This window comes from Lentibacillus sp. Marseille-P4043 (assembly GCF_900258515.1).
Taxonomy (GTDB): Bacteria; Bacillota; Bacilli; order Bacillales; family Amphibacillaceae; genus Lentibacillus_C.
Genome location: NZ_LT984884.1, coordinates 1312829 through 1335335, shown reverse-complemented (window position 1 = coordinate 1335335; position 22507 = coordinate 1312829). Strand labels below are relative to the sequence as shown.

The window sequence follows — 22507 nt, the reverse complement described above, 5'->3', positions numbered from 1 at the left end:
CATAGAAATAAGGAAATCAATCAACATGATCAACTTCCTTATTTCCCACGCTTATAACAATATGTGCTTACCGTTCTGATTAGAAGTATATGTTAGGTCTTTTCAGCTACATCTCCCTTTCTTAGCCAAAAGTGGATGGACGGTTCATTTTCGTTATCACTTGGCTGGCCTTTTTAATTTGCATATCGATCGTATTTTCGGATGAGTTGACATAAATACCTGAGCCATCGTAAAAAGATACATACGTCCGGTTATCGCGTTGTTCGTAATATTCGATGTGATAAAAGGAGAGCCATACACAATCTTTGCTTTTGGTTGAGGCTGTTGGCAGCATAAACACATCTTTCTCAGGAATTACCGGGATTGGTAATTTGCTGCGGGTCTTAAGAATTTGTTTGACAGCAGTCCTTCTGCCTAACAATGACGAACCATTTATTAAGCAGCTGTTTTGAAGTATTTTCTCCGGTTTATGTATGCAAAGCTTGTCCTTGGTCTGGCCAGCCTCCAGAATACGTGCTCGATAATAAGCAGAGTCTTTTCTCATGATCGCTTTTGTTTGTTGTGTTATTTCATATATTAGTGAATCGGCAACCCCCATTACAAATATCCTCCTGTTTATTATGAGACTATTGTACTATGCCTTGAAGTAATTATCTAATTAATACTCCATTATTTGAAAATATTTCATAAATTAGCAGGGATTGTCGAATTATGGTACACTTTTTTTTAGAAGGAGTGATGATTACATGGATGTAGCAGCAATGTCAGTCGTTATGGCAAACAGTCAACTGCGTTCAGATGCTAGCTTAGCGATTATGGACAAATCAATGGGAGTAATGGAGCAAAAAGGGCAACAAATGACAGAAATGTTGCAGCAATCAGCAGTACCAGTAGCCCACCCAACACTAGGAAACGCGATTGATATAAAGGCATAGGATCGATATTGAAGGAAGCATACTAGCTGGCGTTGGCGCTAAGCTGAACGCTTTTTCAGAAGAAGGATTCATCAGCTACAAAAATTTTATATTTAATAAAAAAACCCTCACTCATTGAGGGTTTTTGTTCTTATTTATTCTTATTATCATCTACCTCATCATTGTCATCGGTAATGCCATCGTTATCTTTGTCATTATTATCGCTACCATTACCAATATCGGCATCATCATTGTTGTTTAAATCACCGTTCTGATCCATGTCATTGTCATTGCCATTGTTATCTAAGTCGCCATTATCATCCGTCGGGTTGTCGTTATCGTTCATATCCCCGTTATCATTATCATTGAGATCCCCGTTATCATCCAAGTCATTCTGGTCATTATCGTCGTTCAAATCACCATTATCATCCTCTTGATTTAGTGGAGCCTCGTCATCAACGGGATCATCATTATCATCATTGCCACAAGCGGCGACAAGTGATAATGCTAAAATTGGTGCACCGAACTTTATTAACAATTTTCTTTTCATTCCTATTCCTCCTTTAGATATTTACTTTCGCCATTAGGTTAACCATCTTTTTTCATGTAATACACGATAATATGGACCTTTTTAAGCAAAAGCTGTATTCGTCATATCTGCCCCGTAGCCCGTATCTTCGCTTTTCAGGCGCGGCTAGACCCAGAAAATATATGCTTAGATATTTCTTCAACAATTTTTTGGAAAAAATGCCTAAACAAAAAGCTAGTATCTTCAGCTCAATTTAAGCCAAAGATACTAGCATGTTACTTATTCATTCGTCTTTTTTTTGCGAAACTTTGCGAGTGCTTCATAAACAATTGGTACAATCACGAGCGTCAATATCGTTGAACTTGTGAGACCGCCAATTACCGTCACACCAAGTCCTTTCGAGATAAGTCCGCCACCTTCCATACCAATTGCCAGTGGTATGAGGGCACCGATTGTTGCGAGTGCAGTCATCAAGATTGGTCTTAACCTTGTTGAACCTGCCTCAAGAAGCGCTTCTCTTGTTGAAAGTCCTTCTTTTTCTTTATGAATAACACGATCGATCAGCACAATTGCGTTCGTTACCACAATTCCAATTAACATCAACGCACCGATCATTGCTGATACACTTAATGGTTCGTTGGCAATCCAAAGTGCAACCAGTCCGCCAATGATCGTAAATGGTAAGGAGAACAGGATCGCAAATGGTGCTAATGCCCCGCCAAACGTGACGACAAGGACAAAGTAGACAATTGCTACTGCAGCTAACATAGCAAGTCCTAATTGTGTAAATGATTCGTTGATTTGCTCAGTTACCCCGCCAAAATCAACACTCACCCCATCAGGCAAGTCCAAATCACTAATTTTGTCTTCTAATTCTTTTGAAACAGCTGCTGCATCATCTGTTTTGATGTCTGCAGAAAGTGATGCATACATTTTTCCTTCTCGACGTTCAATTGTATCTGGTGATTTTCCTTCTTCAACATCCATCACATCTTTTACTTTCACTGTTGTTCCTAATGGTGTTTGAATTTCGGAGTCCTTCAAATCATCAATACTGTCATACTGTTTCTCATCCACTTCGATATATACATTCACATCTTCGCCATCATGTTTTACCGTTGTAAGGATTGGAGCTTCACCTGAATCACTTAAATTCATACCAATTTGTGCTGCTGTCAATCCAGATTGACTTAATTTTTCCTGATTTGCGACTAGTGTATATTGATCATAGGCTTCCGATAGGCTTGATTCGGCTTTTTCCAAATCATCATTTTCTTTCATGACAGGGAGAATTTGATCAACGGCACCTTGGATATCTTCTGTGTTATCGCCGTAAACATACATTTCCAATCCTGAACCCATACTAGCAAAATCAATACTACCCCATTCGCCTTTGTCCGTATTTTTATTGAGGGTATCAATCACTTTTGTTGTTTCATCGTTAAAGTTTTCAAAATCAGAATCATACTCAATGAAGAATAGTGCGGAATTATCTCCACCCATTCCCATCATTCCACCCATTGGGCTACCGCCACCTAATGAAAATTGATAGGTTGTAACACCGTCATGGTTGCTAATGTATTCTTCCGCATCATATGCTACTTCTTCCGCTTCCTCCCTAGTTTCTCCTGGTTCAGGGCTGTACGTAGCCATGATCATTTTTTGTTCTTCATCTGGTAAAAAGCTAACACCGATGACTGGTACTAGTAAGAAGCTGAGTACTAATACAATGACAGATCCGCCAAAGGTTATCAATTTGTGATTTAATGCCCAATCGAGAATGCGTTTGTATCCTCTTGTTAATTTATTCGGCTTTTTCTCGTGTTGAACAGTTTCGTTTGTTGCCATTTTGTTTAAATCTTTTTTAAACAGTGAATGTGCAAGCATTGGAACTATTGTCACTGCGACAATCAAGGAAGATGCGAGTGCAAAGACAACTGCCAAAGCAAATGGCATGAACATCTCGCCAACTTGTCCACTTACTAAACCTAACGGCAAGAATACGGCAATGGTCACGATTGTAGAGGAACAAATCGGAATAAACATCTCACGTGTTGCTTCCCGAATTAAATCGCGTCCTCGTAATTTTTCACCCGATAAGGCCATTCGTCGATAAATATTTTCAATAACAACTATCGAGTCATCAATTACCCGACCAATCGCCACTGTCAATGCACCTAATGTCATAATGTTTAAGGTGATGTCCATTTGATCCAGCAGGAACACTGCCATTAATAAGGATAATGGGATCGAAACAATGGAAATTAAGGTCGTTTTGATACTTCTTAAGAAAAGTAAAATAATCACGATCGCAAATAGGGCACCAAATAATGCCTTGCTTAACATCGTATTAACCGATTCTTCAATTGGTTCGCCTTGGTCAAACGTAGTCGTTACAGTAAGACCGTAATCATCTTCAAAGTCACCAATAGCGTCTTTCACATTATTAACAACTTCAACCGTATTCGCATCTGGCGCCTTTACAATTTGAATCCCAACAGAATCTTCGCCATTTGTTCGGGAAATGGATTCTGCTTCTCCAACCACTTCTATATCCGCTAGTTCACCTAGTTGAACAGTCGGTATTTCTGCAGGGGCCTGTGTTTGTTGATTGGCTCCATTTGATTGGGCCGCTTTGTTTTGTTGTTCTGTCCCTTGGGCCGCTCCGCCTTGTTGCGCTGCTCCTTGCTGAGACATGTCGCCTTGAGATGCTGACTGTGGTACAGCTGGAATTTTGATTGCTCGTAAGTCATCAACCGTTGCAACATTTCCATCAATGACCAGATTTTTCACTTCGCCATCAAAATTGGTTAGACCCAATGGAAATGAAACATCTGAACCTTGAATGAGTTGTTTGATTTTGTCTTCTGTTAAGCCATATTTGTTAAGTTTGGCATCATCAAAATCAATCGTTACTTTTTGTACTTGCTGCCCCGTAATTTGGACATCAGAAACGCCATCCAATCCCTCTAAAGTAGGTTGCACATCATTTTCAACCCGCTTTGTCAATTGTTCGAGGGAATGATCCTTATCACTAACACTTAATGCCATAACCGGAAAAGCATTTATACTTAACCGAGAAACTTTCGGCTCCTCCGCTCCATCTGGTAAGGAAATATTAGAGATGGCCTCCTCTACCTCTGTCGCTGCCTCGTCCATATCTGTATCAAAGTCGTACTGAATTTGAACAGACGATGCGTTTGCTAATGATGTTGAGTTAACAAGCTCAACACCATTTAAATTTTCCACCCGCTGTTCAATTGGTACTGTAACTTTGTCCGTAACCTCATCAGGTGCTGCACCTGGATAGGTTGTAACGACGGAAACGTTTGGCATCGTAATATTCGGCATCGTTTCCTGTTTCATATTAAGTCCTGAATATAAACCCGCAACAACAACCATAATGGTTAAAATCCATATGGCAAATTTGTTGTTAAGCGAGAAATTGATGATTTTCTTCAAAAAGCACACTCCGTTCGTTATTATTTTATGACTGACTGGTCATAATACACAATATCTAATATAACCGATTTACGACTGACAAGCAACTAATAATTTCCGCTCAGCCACATTCTTTTGATTAAAAAAGTTGTGTTTTACGTAATACTTTTGATACGATAAACGAAAGTCAAAAATAAAATGACTAACTGGTCATAAATAACTATAGGTGATTTAGATTAAGGCTTCTTTCGTAATATTTGTTGTTTTTAGTTTCGTAGCTGATAGGAAATGCGAGTAACTAGGAAATCGCTCCCCGATCGGGTTGATGTTCCCGCGATTCGGGTTGATGTTTCGCGATTCGGGTCGATGTTCTCGCGCTCGGGTTGATGTTCTTCGCGATTCGGGTTGATGTTCTCGCGATTCGGTTCGATGTTCTCGCGCTCGGGTTGATGTTTTCGTTCTCGGGTTGATGTTCTCGCGATTCGGGTCGATGTTTTCGTTCTCGGGTTGATGTTTTCGCGCTCGGGTTGATGTTCTCGCGATTCGGGTCGATGTTTTCGTTCTCGGGTTGATGTTCTCGCGATTCGGGTCGATGTTCCCGTTCCTGGGTCGATCTTCTCGCGCTCGGGTTGATGTTCTCGCGATTCGGGTTGATGTTCTCGTTCCTGGGTTGATGTTCTCGCGATTCGGGTCGATGTTTTCTCGTTTCGGGTTGATGTTTTCTCGTTTCGGGTTGATGTTTTCGTTCTCGGGTCGATGTTCTCGTGCTCGGGTTGATGTTCTCGCGATTCGGGTCGATGTTCCCGCGCTCGGGTTGATGTTCTCGCGCATGTGTATTTCCTCCACTGTTTTATCATTTCGACTACCATCTGAAGTGGTCAGAAAAAGGAAATCACGTTGCTGTTATGTCGCAGTTTATTGATATTATGTAAAATACAACAAATGGCTTCGGTGGGGCGAGTAATCGCAGTCCCACTCTTTTAGAAAACAGCCTGAATTTATTTCACCATTTTGATGTGAAATTTTGTTAAGCAGGATGAATAGGTAAAGGGCGTGGGTTTATGAATGAAAAGAAAAAGAAAATAATCGTTACTTCCATTGATCTTTTTGCTGATAAGGGGTTTTACTCAACATCGATTCAAGAAATCACCGATAAAAGCAATGTTTCCAAGGGTGCCTTCTATTTACACTTCCAATCGAAGGATGAACTATTAGTTGAAATATTTAGGTACTATTATGAATTAATGAACGAACGGATTAATAATGTAATTGATGAACAGCTCGATCCAAAAGAAAATTTTATCAACCAAGTGGAAGTACAGTTTTATGAAGTATTAAACCATAAAAACTTTATTTTTACCCAATTGAAAGAACAAGCCATTACTTTTAACAAACAATTGTATGAATTTATCCGGTTTATGCAATTGGAAATACACAAATGGTACGAAAAAAATCTTACCGCCATCTATGGGGATGAAGTAAAACCCTATGTAATTGATATTGAAACGATGTTTGAGGGGATTAGAAACAGTTATTTACAGGTGTTAATCCAGGATACGGTTTCGATCAAAGTTCCAAAATTAGCATTGTTTATTGTAGAGCGCTTGGATGATATCGTCCTTTCATTAATCTCGAACAAAGAAGAGCCGCTGCTTACCGAGGAAAAGGTCATGCCGCTTTTTTCCGACATAAAGGCGCCAGAAGAATTGGCAAAAAAAGAGGTTATGAACTACCTGCTGGAGATGCAAAAGATTCTGAATGAAATAGATTTAAAAAAGGAAACCGTGAATGAATTGCAAGGTGTCATTGACTTCCTAATTTCCGAAGTTAAGAAAGCAGACTCCAAAAAAATTGTCATGCAAGGAATGCTGGCAAATTTTAAAGGTATCCATCAGTTCGATAAATATCGGAAATTAATATCAGAAAAACTTGATATTCGGCTATTGTAATGGAAGGCTGTTTTCGTAGAGTTTGCTGTTTTTTAATTTCGTAGTTGATATAAAATGGGGAAGTAACTTTAGTGTGACTTCCTCCCATCCTTTACAAGACGAGTGCTAAACCGGCGCTGCGGAAAAATACTCGCTTTCCATGGGGAACGCTTCAGCCTCCTCACTCGCAAAGGACGCTCGTTGCGGGGTCTTCAGACTGTTCCTTTTCCCATTGGACTTTGGAAAAACATCCTTGAATCTTCACCGCACGAAGAAAATGTGTACTTCATTTTCGAGGAGTCTCGCATTTTTCCGCAGCTTAGAATAGCTTTCTGTTCAAGGGAGTAAAAAAATCGTGTAATGCAAATTCCATGGCTTTCCTCTTTTGATAATTAAAACACTACTACCAGCGAAGGCAGAATACGTAGACTCCTTGAAAATACAGATCAATTTTCTACGTGCGATGTATCGCTGCCGAAGCATTCCTTGTCCTGTGGGAACAAATGTTTTCGGTGGGGCGAGTAATCGCAGTCCCAATCTTTTAGAAAACAAATGGGACCCACCACAATCGATGATGCGGGTCCCTCTTTCATATGCAGGTGAATTCCCCCTATTAAAAAATGTACTATTTAATCGCAAAAGTTATTTCTGCTTCACAGGCGATTTCCCCGTCAACTGTAGCAATCCCTTTTCCTTTGCCAATTGGCCCTTTTAGGCGAGTAATTTCCACTTCCAAATTTAGCTGATCGCCAGGCTTAACTTGACGTTTAAATCGGCATTTATCAACACCTGCCAAGAAACCAATTTTACCTTTGTTTTCTTCCTTATTTAACATCGTAATGGCCCCAACTTGAGCCAATGCTTCAATGATTAAAACACCTGGCATCACTGGGTAATCGGGAAAATGTCCTTGAAAAAACGGCTCATTAATTGTTACATTTTTTATCCCGACAACGCGCTTTCCTTCTTCCATTTCCGTTACCTTGTCCACCAACAAAAATGGATAGCGATGTGGGATGATCTCTTTTATTTGTTGAATATCCATGAGAATCACTCCTAATATGTATGCTTTTTCCTATTATACCAGAGAAATGGGATATAGATGAAATAGTTGAAGGGGTATCAGCTTGCTCAGGTGAAATCAACAAGTTGTATCAGCAATCAAGGTAAGGACTTGTAATTAGCAAAGCACCTCAGTCATGCATATAGAAAAAAGAAACAGGACAAGTTAACGTAGGAAGGAGGGCATTGCGGTGCTTTGGACTATTATTGTCATTTTACTTATTTTATGGGCACTTGGATTATTGTTCAAAATTGCCGGTGGACTCGTGCATATTCTGCTCGTCGTCGCCTTGATTGTGTTCATTTATCGACTCGTTAAAGGGAAGCATCATTCTTAGTGCTCTCATCAAAAAAGCATGGTTACGCGCTTGTACCCATGCTTTGTGATCATCACTTTTCTTTTAGAACAATATCAATAATATGCTGCCATGTTTCCTTTTCCAGTGCATCTGATGGTTTGCCATCGCCGATAACCCCAAAACCAACCATTGCCCCGATTATTAACGCCCCCGCAAGAAAAAGCAGTACAACAATGATCCGTAGCCAAATTGGAAAGATACGTCGTCTTGGCTTCTTGTTTTTCTTCTTTTCTGCTTTTTGCTGTTGCTTTTGTTGTTTACGGGTTTTCTTATCCGACGTTTCTTCCTTTGTCGGTTCAGGTTTTCTTTTCTCGACTGTTTCCTCTTTTACTGGTTCGAGTGCATTTTTTTCTGATGCCTCTTTTTCTTTCTTTTCCCGTTTTGCTTGTTTCTTCTCATGACGTTTCTTAAGCTTCTCTTTTATTTTTTCCTGAAGCTTTTTCCACAACTCCTGCAGTTTGTCCAGCAGTTGTTTCAATTTCTTTCTTAATTTTTTTAACAAAGCAGTCAGCCGCCAGCGTACACGTTTCCCTTTTTTACGCAATTCGTTCAGAAACCGGTTTTTGGGCTGTTCTTCATTAACAGTCTTTTTCTTCGATTGGTTAGTGGACATGGCACGGTTCTCCTTATTTCCTTGCAGGGTTCATGATGTAACCATTCATAAAATCTCTACAATTCTTGGATAGCCTTTTCAATGACGCTAGCAAATTCTGAAAAAGTGAACTTCCGATCATAGGATAGCTTTTCTATAAAACTACTATAGTGATTTTTTCGTGATTCGTCAATGTTACTACCTAAGCTGATTAACAAGACCCATCATTTGATCGCTCATCGAAATGGTCCGTCCATTGAATTGGTAGGATCGTTGTGCAGTAATCATATCAGTCATTTGTTTAGAAATATCAACATTCGATTGCTCCAATGTCCCACTTTTCAAAATATCGGCAGCTGGATCTGTGGCTTGAATGACTTCAGCAAAATCAAATCCAAGTGCATTAAGATCTGGTAAGCGAAACTCATTTTGACCGGTAGCTTCTAAAAGTCTTGGACGATTAGCCTCAACTACCGAAAGTTTTCCAACCGTTTCTGTTTGATCGCCACGTCTAACATAGATTTGTCCATTTGACCGAATGTCGATGTCATCAAATCCATCAGCAAAAGTTATCGGACCATTTTCACCGATAACAGGATGGCCGTCTTTTGTTGTCAACATAACCGCTTGATTATTATTTATCGGGCTTAAATAGAAAGACCCATCCCGGGTATAGCGTGTTTCTGTGACCCCATTATCGGTAACTTGAATTTGAAATAATTGGTTTTCATTCACCAATGCCGTATCCAATGAGCGACCTGTTTCTTTTAAAGAGCCAAGTGATAAGTCAATGTTCGTATGGCCTAACTTCGCCCCCGAACCGACTCGCACGCCATCAGGGGTTAAGCGCCCCTCAACGTTAGCAGGGTCTGTCATATTGTCCATTTGCTGGAACAACAGCGAAGAAAAGTCTGCCTGACGATTTTTATATCCGGTTGTTTGGCTATTCGCTAAATTATGGCCAATTAAATCAAGCTTATTCTGCAATTGATTCATTGTTACTGCTGCTTGGATCATCGTTCTTGACATAAAATACCCTCCTAACTTAACCGCGCAATTTCACTGACAGCTTTTCCCATACTTTCATCGTATGCCTTTAAGACACGCTGGTTTGTTTCAAAAGTACGGTACGATTCCATCATTTCCGTCATTGACTGCAATGCATCAACATTGGAACGTTCTAAAAATCCTTGCTTCACAGTGAATGTTTCTCCAGCTGGTACTGCATCAGCTTCGCCGGCGAACAATCCATTACCTACCTTTTCTAAGGCATTGGCATCAGCTGTATAAGCAATGCCTAATGGGATCGTTTGCCCACCAACTTGAATGTCTCCATTTTCTGTAACCGTAAATTCCATTCCACCCGTTTGAATTGGGTTTCCAGCCTGATCTAAAACATAATATCCTTGATTCGTTGTGAGAAAACCTTGTCCATCTACAGTAAAATTACCATTTCGTGTATATTGCTGTTCGCCTGCTTCATTTTGTACCGTAAAGAAAAGCGACCCCGTTTCATCAGGCAATTCCCCATTAATGAGTGCCATATCAGTAGAAATACCTGTTTCTCTTACATCACCTTGGGCATAATTCGGGACATTTTCCTGAACATATACCCCCGTGTTCAAAGAGCCAATGTCCTGCTGCACTGGCAAATTCAAGCCTTTCTTTGTCGGAATTTGACGCGATCCCATTTGCTGCATCAGTAGCTCGGGAAATGCACGCAATGTTGGCTGATCTGCTTTATAACCAGGTGTATTTGCATTTGCAATATTATTCGACAATGCTTCCTGACGCCGCTGTTGGGCAATCATTCCACTCGCTGCTGTATAAAATCCTCTAAGCAATGTGCTCAAGGCCCCCTTTTAATTTTGGTTTAAAACATTAAAATAATGGGTAAGTAGATAGACAGATTAGGTTTTTCGTCTGAGAAAATTCCTTTATCATGGATCAAACAATTTTTTTGCGTTCAATTTTATCAATGTTTTCTAACATGATGCCTGTCCCTTTGGCAACACAATTCATCGGCTCTTCTGACATAAAAACAGGAACTTTTAATTCTTCTGCTAACAACTGATCGATACCGTGAATCATTGCTCCCCCACCTGTCAAAATAACACCGCGATCAATAATATCTGCGGATAATTCCGGTGGTGTGTGTTCTAAAACTGATTTGGCCGCCTGGGTAATCAATGCTGCTGATTCCCTTAGGGCACCCTCAATTTCATCTGAATAAACGGTAATCGTCCGTGGTAATCCAGAAACCATATCACGGCCGCGAATATCCATTTCTTCTTTTCGAGAATTTTCAAAAACAGTCGCGACATTAATCTTAATATCTTCCGCAGTACGTTCCCCAATTAACAATTTATACTTTTTCTTTATGTATTGAAGAATTTCTCCGTCAAATTTGTCGCCAGCCATCTTGATCGATTGTGCTGTAACAATATCACCCATTGAAAGGACAGCCACATCCGTTGTGCCGCCACCAATATCAACGACCATATTTCCACTCGGTTGGAAAATTTCCATCCCAGCTCCAATCGCCGCTACTTTTGGCTCTTCTTCCAAATAAACTTTCTTACCACCTGATTTTTCAGCCGCTTCCTTAATTGCTTTCTGCTCCACCTTCGTAATGTTCGTTGGGCAGCAAATCAGCATTCTCGGTTTCGACAAAAATCCTTTTACATTAATTTTATTTATAAAATGTTTTAACATTGCTTCTGTTACATCAAAGTCCGCAATTACTCCATCCTTTAATGGACGAATGGCTTCAATATTTCCTGGTGTACGACCAACCATTCGACGCGCTGCCTCGCCAACCTCAAGCACCCTGCCTGTGGTGCGATCCATCGCAACGACTGATGGCTCATCCAAAACTATCCCTTTTCCTTTTAAGTGAATCAAAACATTGGCAGTTCCAAGGTCAATTCCAATATCCCTAGAAAACATGAATCTAGATCCTCCCTGCTACATATACTCATCTCGCACCTGTCAGAGGACATAATGCTACTAATATTATATTTTACCACAAAATTCAACAATTAACTGCATATAATGGAAAAAAGTTCGGTGAATTTTGTAGGGGAAATAGGTATTGCGAACTAGGCGTGGTTGATGGGTTTCGGGTTGATGTTTCGCGATTCGGGTTGATGTTTCGTGATTCGGGCCGATGTTTTGCGATTCGGGTTGATGTTCTCGCGCTCGGGTTGATGTTTCTCTTCTCGCGCCGATGTTTCTGCGCTCGGGTCGATATTTTCGCGTTCGGGTTGATGTTTTGCGATTCGGGTTGATGTTTCGCGATTCGGGTTGATGTTCTCGTGCTCGGGTTGATGTTCTCGTTCTCGCGCCGATGTTCTGCCGCTCGCGCTGATGTTCCCGTGCTCGCGCCGATGTTTTCGCGATTCGGGTCGATGTTTCCGCTCTCGGGACGATGTTCTTGCGCTCGCGCCGATGTTTCCGCGCTCGGGTTGATGTTTTGCGATTCGGGTCGATGTTTCTGCTCTCGGGTTGATGTTCTCGCTCTCGGGACGATGTTCTTGCGCTCGCGCCGATGTTTCCGCGCTCGGGTTGATGTTTTGCGATTAGGGTCGATGTTTCGCGACTCGGGTTGATGTTCTCGCTCTCGGGACGATGTTCTTGCGCTCGCGCCGATGTTTCCGCGCTCGGGTTGATGTTTTGCGATTCGGGTCGATGTTTCTGCTCTCGGGTTGATGTTTTCGGTTATGGATAGTTATTCTGGCCTCGTTTTCTGGCAAATAATTAACTTGTTATATAAATGTTCACAAAAATTTTATATTTAATTAAAGGACTTTTTCATTTTTTGTCGAATTACTATATGTACTATAGAAAGAAAGGGGAAATTTTTTTGGTCATTATGCTGCTAAGAAAAAAGCCATCTGTTATTTTATGTTACGAGGCATTATTTCGAAATTTGAAAGAGAGATACAGAACAAATCGAAAACTCATAGAAGATTATAATCGGTTTAATGCTGGATATTACGGTGAGAAAGAGGTTGATTATAACTTATCAATCTATCCACATAAAGACTTCTTCATTTTTCACAACATCCGCTTAAAAAATCACAACAATTCCTTTCAAATTGACACGCTAATCCTTTCCAAGAATTTCATATGCATACTGGAAATTAAAAATCTTGCTGGCGAACTGGAATATGACGCAGAGTTAAATCAATTAATTCAGAAAAACGGTGATAAAATAACTGCAATCAAGGATCCAGTATTACAAGCCGAGACACAAAAAATGCATTTAAAAGCTTGGCTACAGAGGCTTGGTATAACAATCCCGATCGAAACTTTAGTAGTGATTAGTAATCCATCCACTATTTTTAGAATTAAACAAAATGATCCAGGCATTTATAAGAAGATAATTCGAACGGAAAGTTTACATTTGCATTTGGACGAGATTAATAAGAAGTACACAAAAAATATATTGAACAAAAGCCAAATAAAAATGATAAGTGATTCGATAATAACTAATAACAATCCACATCATCCTGACTTAATCAGAAGATACAATATCCAGGATCATCACCTTATTAAGGGTGTGTCATGTCCTTCATGTGCATACTACCCCATGATTCGTCTTTACAAAAAATGGTCTTGCCCAAAATGTTCAACTACTGAACACTCCGCACACGAACGTATTATATTAGATTATTTCCTACTTTATAACAACACAATCACAAATAAACAATGCCGAGATTTACTGCAAATAGAATCACCTAAAAGCATCTATGTAATTCTTAAATCCATGAATTTAAAATACACCGGGAAAAACAGCGCAAGAAAATACCTCGCACCATACGTTAATGACTTCCCGCAAAACTCCGATTTTCCAGGTAAATTCAAATCTATTTTCGATTAAGCTAAAAAGTCATTTTAAAACTGGTTCAGCATACTCAATGATCCTCTGGTTTGGGGATGATACTCCTTCTCGGGTCGATGTTCTCGCGCTCGGGACGATGTTTCACGTTTCGCGCCGATGTTTCCGCGCTAGGGACGATGTTTTCGCATTTCGGGCCGATGTTCCCGCATTCGGGTTGATGTTCTCGTTCTCGCGCCGATGTTCTGCCACTCGCGCTGATGTTCCCGTGCTCCCGCCGATGTTTTTGCGATTCGCGCCGATGTCCTCGCGCTCGGGACGATGTTCTCGTTCTCGAGCCGATGCTCTGCCGCTCGCGCTGATGTTCCCATGCTCCCGCCGATGTTTCACGTTTCGCGCCGATGTTTTTGCGATTCGGGTCGATGTTTCCGCTCTCGGGACGATGTTTCGCGTTTCGCGCCGATGTTCTCGCGCTCGGGACGATGTTCTCGTTCTCGAGCCGATGTTCTGCCACTCGCGCTGATGTTCCTGTGCTCCCGCCGATGTTTCACGTTTCGCGCCGTTGTTTTTGCGCTCGGGACGATGTTCTCGTTCTCGAGCCGATGTTCTGCCGCTCGCGCTGATGTTCCTGTGCTCCCGCCGATGTTTTTGCGATTCGCGCCGATGTTCTCGCGCTCGGGTTGATGTTCCCGCATTCGGGTTGATGTTCTCGTTCTCGCGCCGATGTTCTGCCGCTCGCGCTGATGTTCCCGTGCTCGGGACGATGTTTCACGTTTCGCGCCGATGTTTCCGCGCTAGGGACGATGTTTTCGCATTTCGGGCCGATGTCCTCGCGCTCGGGACGATGTTCTCGTTCTCGCGCCGATGTTCTGCCGCTCGCGCTGATGTTCCCGTGCTCGGGACGATGTTTCACGTTTCGCGCCGATGTTTCTGCGCTCGGGACGATGTTTCGCGTTTCGCGCCGATGTTCTGCCACTCGCGCTGATGTTCCTGTGCTCCCGCCGATGTTTTTGCGTTTCGCGCCGATGTCCTCGCGCTCGGGACGATGTTTCGCGTTTCGCGCCGATGTCCTCGCGCTCGGGACGATGTTTCGCGTTTCGCGCCGATGTTCCCGTGCTCCCGCCGATGTTTCTGCGCTCGGGTCGATGTTCTCGTTCTCGCGCCGATGTTCTGCCGCTCGCGCTGATGTTCCCGTGCTCCCGCCGATGCTATGATCGGATGATGTTCTCACTCCCTGGAAGATCCTGCGTCTGCTATCCGAGAGGCATCTAATAAACGACTAAAAACCCAACCATATTGGGCTGGGTTTTTAGTTGAAGCTAGTAAATAAGTACCTTTACTCATTCTAATTAAACTCCCATCCATCACCTCCCTAATGAACATCCCTTCTGTTTCATCCAACTGGCTCAATAGTCGATTCTTTTCCTGGTTCTAGTTCAACACTATACTTTTTTCGGGTTGCTTCTCCTCCGCGGAGATGACGGATTGATTTGTGGTATTCGAGAATATTTTTTACCTCGTTTGCAAGTTCTGGATTTATTTCTGGTAATCGTTCGGTTAAATCTTTGTGGACAGTGCTTTTTGAAACACCAAATTCTTTTGCTATCATACGGACAGTTTTCCTCGTCTCCACGATAGCTTTCCCTATCCTGATAGTCCTTTCCTTGATGTAATCGTGCACACCGTTCGCCTCCCTATGTTGTCTGTTTCCGAGGTGTGGACCTGAGACAAGGTGGTCAAGATGTTTGCGACTTTATAACTAGAACGATCATTGTGCAGCTATGCCTTGTATAATTTTTAATTTTCAAAAATAGAGGAACGCATTGTCCCTCAAACGGTCTATTAAAATTAATGATTTATATGTGCAATATGCTTGGTGATAAAAATTGTATGTATTGGGGGGAGTCAAATGGCTTGACATGCTACACAAGCTCTCACCTCAGACACTAATTGATTGCTTGGTTTGTAACATTTTATTACCAATTTTAGTGGAATATGATTAAATTCACACGATTCAGTGAAAGGACAAGAAGTATTTTTATAAACAAGGGGTAAATACGATCTGTAGGACAGAAAACTGGTCGCAGTCAACTCAAATGGGTAGAACCTCATAGATATGAAATTGTGGTGAATTACAGCGTAGAAAATAATGCACAATTATTACCTTATCTAATGTGAAATGGCTCTATCCTCAAAAAATAACCGAATTAGAAAGCAAGGACCATCACTTCCACACACGCAAACAATATAACTGTAATCCACCACACCTTGGGAAACTTAACGGAGTCAATTAGTCAATATCGCCATATCCCGGGTCTTGGGCAAGAACTTGACTGGTTGGCGTTATAGCACCAAAGCCAATTGTAATTCCCAGCGCCAAAATCATGGTTAGCGTCATGAGACGTACTTTTTTCATTTCTATTCCTCCCTTCATTGTTTTATCCCGCCTTTTCAGACAGTTTTTCAAAAAATAAGAGAAAGATAGGTTCGATTCGTTCCCATCAGTGGTTAGAGAACCCTCAATTACATGGATCTCTACTTTCCGGAAAAAATACCCTTTCGTGATGATGTGAATTTTCATGTAAGGTAAGGGCTGTCTGATTAGAACAACCCTAATTAATTTATCTGAATTTCATGGGTGTGTTATCCATTTTCACTATTTGATTTAATGGCAGCTTGCTGAAGAAATAATCACTTCGTTTTCCAATGAAGTAATTATATGATTGTAGAAGTATGTCTTTATCCTGTTTTGCAACACCTAGGTAATAAAGTTTAAAGGGACTATCCATTGGGATTTGATTTAAAATGGTTATGGCTTTCGTATAATTTCCCTTTGCAATTTCTAGATGAGCTTGTTCACTTTTAATGTCTGTTTTTATGCCTTCAAATTTGTTAAAATGTGCTGACAGAAACGGAATATTCTGCTGCTCAACCACATGTATGCTGTCGTTAAAGTGATACTTTTTTGCAAGCTTTAACGCCTCGGAAAAATGATACATGCCTTGGAAATACGTATCAAATGTGTATGTTAAGCCAAGATTGATGTGCATGTTTACCTTTGTTTTATTATTTGTTGTTTTGTTTAGAACACGAAATGCATACTTCCTTGCCATAATCAATTCGTTTCTTGTCCAATAATAAATGAACAAATTTTGATAAAGTCTTAAATGGAAGTAGGATAATAACAGCGAATCCTCAACAGCATCAAATAATGAGCTTAGTTTATCAAGGGAATTCCCGATTTTGCCAAATTCTTTTAAATCAAAATGAATCGCTATTTTGAGAAATTCGGTTACACAACTTAGCTCTGGATCTCCTGTTTTATAAAAACTTAACTGCCTGAGTAATTCACGTGAAGTCTGGATACGTTGCCTTCGCCGATTAACGACAAGCTGATAAACTTCTGCCCATTCCCGATTGGATTTGTATTCGGATTCCCTATTCTTATCAATTAGTTGCTGTAAGTCTTCGAAGTATCCATTAATATACAGAAATTCCATACCCTTTTTACTTATTTCATCTGAGGTAGTTTGCAGGCAAAATTTACGCGTTAACTGTAACACGGTTTCATCATCGTGCTCTTGTTGTAGCATTAGAATGACCTGTTCCAGTGATAATTTGCCATCATAAGAAACCGAAATCAAGGAATTAGCTGCAAGATCAGCCTTGGGAAATTCCATTGTGGACTCTCCTTTCTGAATATCATAATACTCAAGCTAGTGTACATGGCCAATCCCACGAAAAATGCTAACTTTGCCATATATTCTAGTTCATATCAATAATATGACAAAACAAAACATTAAAAACGATTTAACTTTATGATAACATAGATTTTGCGGATAAAAAACAAAATCGTTCGACAATTTTTTCAATTTATTTAAAGTATTTTTAGATTATTTGTCACTTAAAGCTTCCTTTAAAACAAAAAAATAACCCTAGCATAAATACTAGGGTAATCAAAGCAATCTAGCTGCCTATACCATTAGGCATTTTCTGAAGCATTGGATGAGCCAGGGTTTAATCCGGTAGAATTTTCATCCATTGCATCTGTTTCGGAGTCTTGATTATCGGTTTCGTCCTCATTGTTTGTTGACTTTTCTTTATCCGAATCTGTCGCATCGCTATCTTCTGTTGCATCAGGTTTGTCCGCTGAATCGGCATCATCCGTTTTGTCAGCATCGCCTGCTGCATCGGACTCCTCTGTTGCCTCAGATTCATCGTCGGTAGATTCATCCTCCGTACTAGATTCTTCTGTAGCTTCAGATTCATCATTTGCATCAGATCCTTCGTCAGCTTGCGATTCCTCTGTGCCTGTTGCTTCATCTAATTTGCTGACAGGCTGGTTAAAATAAGCTTCCGGATCGACTGCTTTTCCATCTTTCCGTAGTTCAAAGTGGACATGTACGCCTTTGTCTTTTCCGAATAAGTTTTTACCGCTTGTACCGATAACATCGCCTTGCTTTACTTCATCACCGGCTTTGACATCGACTTTTCCAAGACTAGCATAGTACGTCGTTACCTCGTTCTTATGCGAGATTTCAACAAGATTACCTAATAGCGGATCCTCTTTTACTTCGGTTACGGACCCACTTAGTGCAGCTGTAACATTAAATTTCTCGACATCTTCTGAAGGTGCAATATCGATACCTGTGCTTTGATAGTATCGGTTGTTGTATAGGACTAGTGCGCTTTCCTGGTCCTCCTGGTCTGCGTTGTAATCAAAAAATTTAGTTACGATTTCTGCTAGATTTTCTTTCTCGACAGGCATCTTAACGACTTCTTGCTGCTCGACAACTGTTTCCGCTTCCTGATCATATGGACTGTCGGCATAATCTTCTGTTATCCCTTGCTCATCTTCCGCCTCTTGAACTTGGTTATCCAGGTTTTGATACCACAAAACTACTGTCAAGAGAACTGCAGCAATTGTCAAGTATACTGCCGGAAAAAACCACTTCTTACGAAAAATGCGGCTCCACTTATTTTTTGAAGCTCCATTGTTTTCTTCTTTCATTGATCATCACCTCAACAACCATTCTGATCAGAAAAAAGAAAAACTATACATTTTATCAAAAAAATTTCTTGACTTTATGCATTTTTTTAGTGAGATGGGGGAAAGTAAAGGTTTTTGAATGGTTTGGAGCGGGATAAAAGATTGTAATTTACGAGAATCGTTGGTGTTGATTGAATTCTATCATGGGTTTGCTCCTTCTCATAGGGGTTAATCCGGAAAATAACCAATTGAAGCACAACAGATTCGAGTGTATGCGATCCGTTGTGCTTCACGATTTATTTAGCCACAAGTGTCGGGGCGGTTTCAGTTACCTCGCTAATCTTAACCCCTTGATAATAGTGTGTTACGATATCCTTATATGTTTTCCCATTCTTGGCCATGCCATTTGCCCCGTACTGACTCAAACCTATTCCATGACCGAAACCTTTTGTCTTAAAAATTAAATGATCACTTTTCTGTTCGATGGTAAAATCAGTTGAGCGTAATTGCAATTTTTCACGAATATCTCTGCCAGTAAACTCCTTGCCCCCGATTGTTAATTTATCAACACGATTGCTATCCGTTCTGGTTATTTTCGCTGCTATATCGTTCCCTAAGTCAACACCAAGTAATTTCTCAACTTCCGAAATAGCGATTACTTTTTGATCAAGGAATTTTGGAGATTTTTTATCCCAAGGACTCTTCACACTGCGCAAATATGGTAACTCATTTTCCCAATAATCTTCTGAGTTCTCTGTGTACCCATTACTTGTGGAAAAAAATGCTGGGAAGATTGGTGCGTTTTCATACGTCAAAATTTCTCCTTTTGTTGCCGCAACTGCTTCTTTTACCTTGCTCATATTTTGATTAAATTCATTTCCCCACTGTTTTCGAAGTTCCGCTTCATTACTATATACTTGATTGGCGGTTGTGTCTGTCACATCCGGTTTATCTGTCTGATCTTTATGGAGCAATAAATCAACAATATAGGTTCTTGCCGCTAACGCCTGTGCCTTCAAAGCTTCTAGTTCAAACTCATCGACTGGCATTTCCGAGGCCACTACCCTGGTTACATACGTTTCTAATGGGACATCTTCCACCTTATCGGAACTCGCTCGCATAACTTCCACCGAAAACGGAGAATCCCCTGCACTTAGTTCAACTGTATTATCTGGATCTGGTTCATTATCTGTCTGTATCGTCATTTGCTGATCATCATGACTGCTGTCTGGTAAAACGATTAGGGTAGGAATGACTAAAATAATAACCATTAAACTCGCAATAATTAGCGCACTCGGTAATTTCCAGGTCGCCGATTTTCCTGTTGAAAGTTTCATCATTCGCTCTTTTCGCTTTGACGACATGTCTCCTTTTAACATCGGTAATAATGAAGTCTTGTTTCGTTTCAAGGTGGACTTCTTCTTTTTCCATGCTTTAGGGGGTTTATAGTTGTATTTGTGATTTTTCATCCGCCGCCTCCTTGTAATAAATTGTGTACTACTGCAACAATGCTGATGTTTATCTGACGTCAATAGCAGGAAATTCTTCTAGCATCCCTACTATTAAACGTATACAAAATCAGAAAACAATAGAACTAGAAAATGTGAGAATGTCATTCCTGGCCTGTGCGGAATGGTCTTGGACTAGTTGTGGTAGATTCCGTTTTCGGGTCGATGTTTCGTGATTCGGGTCGATGTTTTCGTGCTCGGGTTGATATTTCGCGTTTCGGGTTGATGTTCTCGTGCTCGGGCTGATGTTCTCGCGATTCGGGTCGATGTTCTCGCGTTCGGGTTGATGTTTCGCGTTTCGGGTCGATGTTCTCGCGTTCGGGTTGATGTTTCGCGTTTCGGGTTGATGTTTCGCGTTCGGGTTGATGTTTCGCGTTTCGGGTTGATGTTTCGTGATTCGGGTTGATGTTTTCGTGCTCGGGTTGATGTTCTCGCGTTTCGGGTCGATGTTTTCTCGCTCGGGTTGATGTTTTCCCGCTCGGGTCGATGTTTCGCGATTCGGGTTGATGTTCTAGTCAAGTCCTAAATATTGTGTAAATCCCTTGATACAATATTTCAACTATTTATGGTTTATAGTTTAATTTTATTTGGTTGGGAAGGGGTACCCCTTCCCAACCAAATAAAATTTTCGCGCCAAAATCCCCCACTTTTTCATCTGCCAACCTTACGAATTTTTCCCGATTTACACTTCTTATCGTTTTGCCACACAGCAGCCTTAATCTTCATCACGATAAAAGAATCTTTTTTCACCGGGATCCATTGCTTCATCGCAATCCATGAGTACTGCACCAATTAAACGGAATGCAGAGTCTATATTAGGGAATATTCGGATGACACTTTCTCTTCTTCTCACTTCAGAATTTAGTCTTTCCAGAACATTTGTAGTTCGTATATGGACGTGGGTGTCTTTATCTTCTGTATAAAATTGAGCGGCATCTTCATAGCCCTCATCTAACGTTTTAGTGGCCTTTTCATACTTGTTATCGTCTTCGTATTTCTCGATGAATTCATTTTTTAACATTCTTGAGATTTTAGCTGTAGGTGCTTTGAAAATTTCCTTTAGATGATCACGTGCCTCTTTTGATCCTTTCTTAGGCATTTCTTTAATGATGTTCCGTAAAAAGTGTACTGTGCAACGTTGCCAGCTTGTATTTAGGAAACTTTCCGTAATTGCTGCCTTTAAGCCTTCGTGAGCATCAGATATAACTAATTTTGGTGCTTGGAGTCCTCGTGATTTCAAATATTTAAAAAACACACTCCAGGTTTCTTTAGATTCAGTGTTAGCTACCTTAAATCCTAAAATTTCTCTTTTGTCCTGGCTATTAACTCCTAAAGCAATATAAACGGCCTTGGAAACCACCCTGTGATATTCACGAACTTTAATGCACATCGCGTCGACATAAATATAGTTATAATATTGTTGATTTAGAGGTCTTTGAGCCCATTCCTTAACAATAGGATCCAGCTTCTTGGTTAGCCCGGATACCATCGATTTAGATACCTTTTCTCCGCAAAGCTGCTCGACGACTTTCGTAACTTTACGGGTAGAGACACCGTTGATTACCATTTCCAACATGGAAAGCAAAAAGGCTTTATCACAACGCTTATATTTTTCAAATAGCTCCGTTGAAAATTCCCCGCTGCGAGTACGTGGAACTTTTAATTTTACCTTTCCAATATTAAGAACCAAATCCCTTTCATAGTAACCGTTTCTGTAATCCTTTCGATCCTCCTCCCGTTTATATGGGGCGCTCTTCATATATTGGTTTCTTTCCATCTCCATGTACTCATTAAATAATAGAACAATAGATGATTTTACAACATCATTTAAATCAGATTGAAAGACTTCCTGTTTTATTTTTTCAAAGTCTAGGTTAAACTGTAACTGGGTCATTATTAATTCCTCCTACCTTGTTTATCGTGGTTGAAAACATTGTATCATAAGGAATTAATATGACCTTTTTTGTTTATCCTTTTTACACAATTATATAGACTTAATCGANAAGTCTAGGTTAAACTGTAACTGGGTCATTATTAATTCCTCCTACCTTGTTTATCGTGGTTGAAAACATTGTATCATAAGGAATTAATATGACCTTTTTTGTTTATCCTTTTTACACAATTATATAGACTTAATCGATGTTCTCGTGCTCGGGTCGATGTTTCGCGTTTCGGGTCGATGTTTCTGCGCTCGGGCCGATGTTTTCGCGTTTCGGGTTGATGTTTCGCGTTTCGAGACGATATTCCCGCGCTCGCGCCGATAATTCTGCGCTCGGGTTGATGTTCCCCGCTCCTGGGCCCCGACACCCCTCCACGCTCCAAACACAAAACTCCTCCGCAA

General features: G+C 40.7%; 24 protein-coding genes. 4 read left to right on the top strand and 20 right to left on the bottom strand.

Translation table 11 applies throughout. The features are described 5' to 3' along the window. Window positions 1-121 precede the first annotated feature (121 nt). Entirely contained in the window at window positions 122-598 is a 477-nt protein-coding gene (locus C8270_RS06700) for a competence protein ComK (protein ID WP_106496092.1), read from the bottom strand. Between the two features lie 148 nt (window positions 599-746). Between C8270_RS06700 and C8270_RS06695 the strand changes: the two genes are divergently transcribed. After that, complete coding sequence (locus tag C8270_RS06695; protein ID WP_106496091.1) at window positions 747-935, top strand: YjfB family protein; 189 nt, start codon at window positions 747-749, stop codon at window positions 933-935. Between the two features lie 130 nt (window positions 936-1065). Here C8270_RS06695 and C8270_RS06690 read toward each other — a convergent pair whose 3' ends face one another. The 3 genes from C8270_RS06690 to C8270_RS06680 all read right to left on the bottom strand — a co-directional run bounded on the left by C8270_RS06690 (window position 1066) and on the right by C8270_RS06680 (window position 5715). Further along, window positions 1066-1464: a hypothetical protein gene (locus C8270_RS06690; protein ID WP_106496090.1), complete on the bottom strand. Its 399-nt coding sequence runs from the start codon at window positions 1462-1464 to the stop codon at window positions 1066-1068. 258 nt (window positions 1465-1722) lie between these two features. Beyond that, the gene (locus C8270_RS06685; RefSeq protein WP_106496089.1) at window positions 1723-4905 is read right to left on the bottom strand and encodes an efflux RND transporter permease subunit; all 3183 of its coding nucleotides are present in this window, start codon (window positions 4903-4905) and stop codon (window positions 1723-1725) included. 210 nt (window positions 4906-5115) lie between these two features. Continuing rightward, window positions 5116-5715, bottom strand: coding sequence for a hypothetical protein (locus C8270_RS06680; protein WP_106496088.1), 600 nt, complete (start codon window positions 5713-5715; stop codon window positions 5116-5118). A 230-nt stretch (window positions 5716-5945) separates the two neighbouring features. Here C8270_RS06680 and C8270_RS06675 point away from each other — a divergent pair, with 230 nt between their 5' ends. Further along, window positions 5946-6833 carry a TetR/AcrR family transcriptional regulator gene (locus tag C8270_RS06675; protein WP_106496087.1) on the top strand — a complete coding sequence of 296 codons (888 nt, stop codon included), beginning with the start codon at window positions 5946-5948 and terminating at the stop codon, window positions 6831-6833. Window positions 6834-7437: 604 nt separating this feature from the next. Here the strand turns inward: C8270_RS06675 and fabZ are convergent. Further along, window positions 7438-7857 carry a 3-hydroxyacyl-ACP dehydratase FabZ gene (gene fabZ / locus C8270_RS06670; RefSeq protein WP_106496086.1) on the bottom strand — a complete coding sequence of 140 codons (420 nt, stop codon included), beginning with the start codon at window positions 7855-7857 and terminating at the stop codon, window positions 7438-7440. 208 nt (window positions 7858-8065) lie between these two features. On the opposite strand from fabZ, the gene C8270_RS06665 reads away from it, so the two are divergent. Next, window positions 8066-8212, top strand: coding sequence for a lmo0937 family membrane protein (locus C8270_RS06665; protein WP_106496085.1), 147 nt, complete (start codon window positions 8066-8068; stop codon window positions 8210-8212). Between the two features lie 52 nt (window positions 8213-8264). Here C8270_RS06665 and C8270_RS06660 read toward each other — a convergent pair whose 3' ends face one another. The 5 genes from C8270_RS06660 to C8270_RS19835 form a co-directional block, all read right to left on the bottom strand. Next, entirely contained in the window at window positions 8265-8846 is a 582-nt protein-coding gene (locus C8270_RS06660) for a DNA-directed RNA polymerase subunit beta (RefSeq protein ID WP_106496084.1), read from the bottom strand. A gap of 177 nt (window positions 8847-9023) precedes the next feature. Continuing rightward, on the bottom strand, window positions 9024-9854 hold the full coding sequence (locus C8270_RS06655) for a flagellar hook-basal body protein (protein WP_106496083.1): 831 nt from the start codon (window positions 9852-9854) through the stop codon (window positions 9024-9026). Between the two features lie 11 nt (window positions 9855-9865). Then, complete coding sequence (locus tag C8270_RS06650) at window positions 9866-10669, bottom strand: flagellar hook-basal body protein (RefSeq protein WP_106496082.1); 804 nt, start codon at window positions 10667-10669, stop codon at window positions 9866-9868. A gap of 103 nt (window positions 10670-10772) precedes the next feature. Continuing rightward, window positions 10773-11774: a rod shape-determining protein gene (locus tag C8270_RS06645; protein WP_106496081.1), complete on the bottom strand. Its 1002-nt coding sequence runs from the start codon at window positions 11772-11774 to the stop codon at window positions 10773-10775. Window positions 11775-12406: 632 nt separating this feature from the next. Continuing rightward, window positions 12407-12580: a hypothetical protein gene (locus C8270_RS19835; RefSeq protein ID WP_158701628.1), complete on the bottom strand. Its 174-nt coding sequence runs from the start codon at window positions 12578-12580 to the stop codon at window positions 12407-12409. Between the two features lie 80 nt (window positions 12581-12660). Between C8270_RS19835 and C8270_RS06640 the strand changes: the two genes are divergently transcribed. Continuing rightward, complete coding sequence (locus C8270_RS06640; protein WP_234028499.1) at window positions 12661-13710, top strand: nuclease-related domain-containing protein; 1050 nt, start codon at window positions 12661-12663, stop codon at window positions 13708-13710. Between the two features lie 34 nt (window positions 13711-13744). Here the strand turns inward: C8270_RS06640 and C8270_RS19830 are convergent, their stop codons facing one another. The 10 genes from C8270_RS19830 to C8270_RS19815 all read right to left on the bottom strand — a co-directional run bounded on the left by C8270_RS19830 (window position 13745) and on the right by C8270_RS19815 (window position 22492). After that, complete coding sequence (locus C8270_RS19830) at window positions 13745-14182, bottom strand: hypothetical protein (protein WP_158701627.1); 438 nt, start codon at window positions 14180-14182, stop codon at window positions 13745-13747. 33 nt (window positions 14183-14215) lie between these two features. Continuing rightward, window positions 14216-14899 carry a hypothetical protein gene (locus C8270_RS06635; RefSeq protein WP_106496080.1) on the bottom strand — a complete coding sequence of 228 codons (684 nt, stop codon included), beginning with the start codon at window positions 14897-14899 and terminating at the stop codon, window positions 14216-14218. Between the two features lie 162 nt (window positions 14900-15061). Continuing rightward, window positions 15062-15349: a sporulation transcriptional regulator SpoIIID gene (gene spoIIID / locus C8270_RS06625; RefSeq protein WP_106496078.1), complete on the bottom strand. Its 288-nt coding sequence runs from the start codon at window positions 15347-15349 to the stop codon at window positions 15062-15064. A 609-nt stretch (window positions 15350-15958) separates the two neighbouring features. Further along, complete coding sequence (locus tag C8270_RS19825; protein WP_158701626.1) at window positions 15959-16102, bottom strand: hypothetical protein; 144 nt, start codon at window positions 16100-16102, stop codon at window positions 15959-15961. A 187-nt stretch (window positions 16103-16289) separates the two neighbouring features. After that, complete coding sequence (locus C8270_RS06620; protein WP_106496077.1) at window positions 16290-17348, bottom strand: AimR family lysis-lysogeny pheromone receptor; 1059 nt, start codon at window positions 17346-17348, stop codon at window positions 16290-16292. Between the two features lie 302 nt (window positions 17349-17650). Beyond that, window positions 17651-18679 carry a M23 family metallopeptidase gene (locus tag C8270_RS06615; protein WP_106496076.1) on the bottom strand — a complete coding sequence of 343 codons (1029 nt, stop codon included), beginning with the start codon at window positions 18677-18679 and terminating at the stop codon, window positions 17651-17653. 275 nt (window positions 18680-18954) lie between these two features. Continuing rightward, a complete protein-coding gene (spoIID, locus tag C8270_RS06610) occupies window positions 18955-20127 on the bottom strand; it encodes a stage II sporulation protein D (RefSeq protein WP_234028498.1) in 1173 nt (390 codons plus the stop codon). Between the two features lie 174 nt (window positions 20128-20301). Next, window positions 20302-20685 carry a hypothetical protein gene (locus tag C8270_RS19820; RefSeq protein WP_158701625.1) on the bottom strand — a complete coding sequence of 128 codons (384 nt, stop codon included), beginning with the start codon at window positions 20683-20685 and terminating at the stop codon, window positions 20302-20304. Between the two features lie 196 nt (window positions 20686-20881). After that, a complete protein-coding gene (locus C8270_RS06605; RefSeq protein WP_106496075.1) occupies window positions 20882-22060 on the bottom strand; it encodes an IS256 family transposase in 1179 nt (392 codons plus the stop codon). A gap of 228 nt (window positions 22061-22288) precedes the next feature. Continuing rightward, entirely contained in the window at window positions 22289-22492 is a 204-nt protein-coding gene (locus C8270_RS19815; RefSeq protein ID WP_158701624.1) for a hypothetical protein, read from the bottom strand. Between the last annotated feature and the right edge of the window lie 15 nt (window positions 22493-22507).

What these genes read in the sequence shown, in the direction of transcription:
- spoIID (WP_234028498.1), bottom strand. Translation starts at nt 20,127, where the DNA reads ATGAAAAATCACAAATACAACTATAAACCCCCTAAAGCATGGAAAAAG.
- C8270_RS06645 (WP_106496081.1), bottom strand. Translation starts at nt 11,774, where the DNA reads ATGTTTTCTAGGGATATTGGAATTGACCTTGGAACTGCCAATGTTTTG.
- C8270_RS19825 (WP_158701626.1), bottom strand. Translation starts at nt 16,102, where the DNA reads ATGAAGGGAGGAATAGAAATGAAAAAAGTACGTCTCATGACGCTAACC.
- C8270_RS06690 (WP_106496090.1), bottom strand. Translation starts at nt 1,464, where the DNA reads ATGAAAAGAAAATTGTTAATAAAGTTCGGTGCACCAATTTTAGCATTA.
- C8270_RS06605 (WP_106496075.1), bottom strand. Translation starts at nt 22,060, where the DNA reads ATGACCCAGTTACAGTTTAACCTAGACTTTGAAAAAATAAAACAGGAA.
- C8270_RS06660 (WP_106496084.1), bottom strand. Translation starts at nt 8,846, where the DNA reads ATGTCCACTAACCAATCGAAGAAAAAGACTGTTAATGAAGAACAGCCC.
- C8270_RS06700 (WP_106496092.1), bottom strand. Translation starts at nt 598, where the DNA reads ATGGGGGTTGCCGATTCACTAATATATGAAATAACACAACAAACAAAA.
- C8270_RS06695 (WP_106496091.1), top strand. Translation starts at nt 747, where the DNA reads ATGGATGTAGCAGCAATGTCAGTCGTTATGGCAAACAGTCAACTGCGT.
- C8270_RS06655 (WP_106496083.1), bottom strand. Translation starts at nt 9,854, where the DNA reads ATGTCAAGAACGATGATCCAAGCAGCAGTAACAATGAATCAATTGCAG.
- fabZ (WP_106496086.1), bottom strand. Translation starts at nt 7,857, where the DNA reads ATGGATATTCAACAAATAAAAGAGATCATCCCACATCGCTATCCATTT.
- C8270_RS06680 (WP_106496088.1), bottom strand. Translation starts at nt 5,715, where the DNA reads ATGCGCGAGAACATCAACCCGAGCGCGGGAACATCGACCCGAATCGCG.
- C8270_RS06675 (WP_106496087.1), top strand. Translation starts at nt 5,946, where the DNA reads ATGAATGAAAAGAAAAAGAAAATAATCGTTACTTCCATTGATCTTTTT.
- C8270_RS06640 (WP_234028499.1), top strand. Translation starts at nt 12,661, where the DNA reads ATGTACTATAGAAAGAAAGGGGAAATTTTTTTGGTCATTATGCTGCTA.
- C8270_RS06615 (WP_106496076.1), bottom strand. Translation starts at nt 18,679, where the DNA reads ATGAAAGAAGAAAACAATGGAGCTTCAAAAAATAAGTGGAGCCGCATT.
- C8270_RS06620 (WP_106496077.1), bottom strand. Translation starts at nt 17,348, where the DNA reads ATGGAATTTCCCAAGGCTGATCTTGCAGCTAATTCCTTGATTTCGGTT.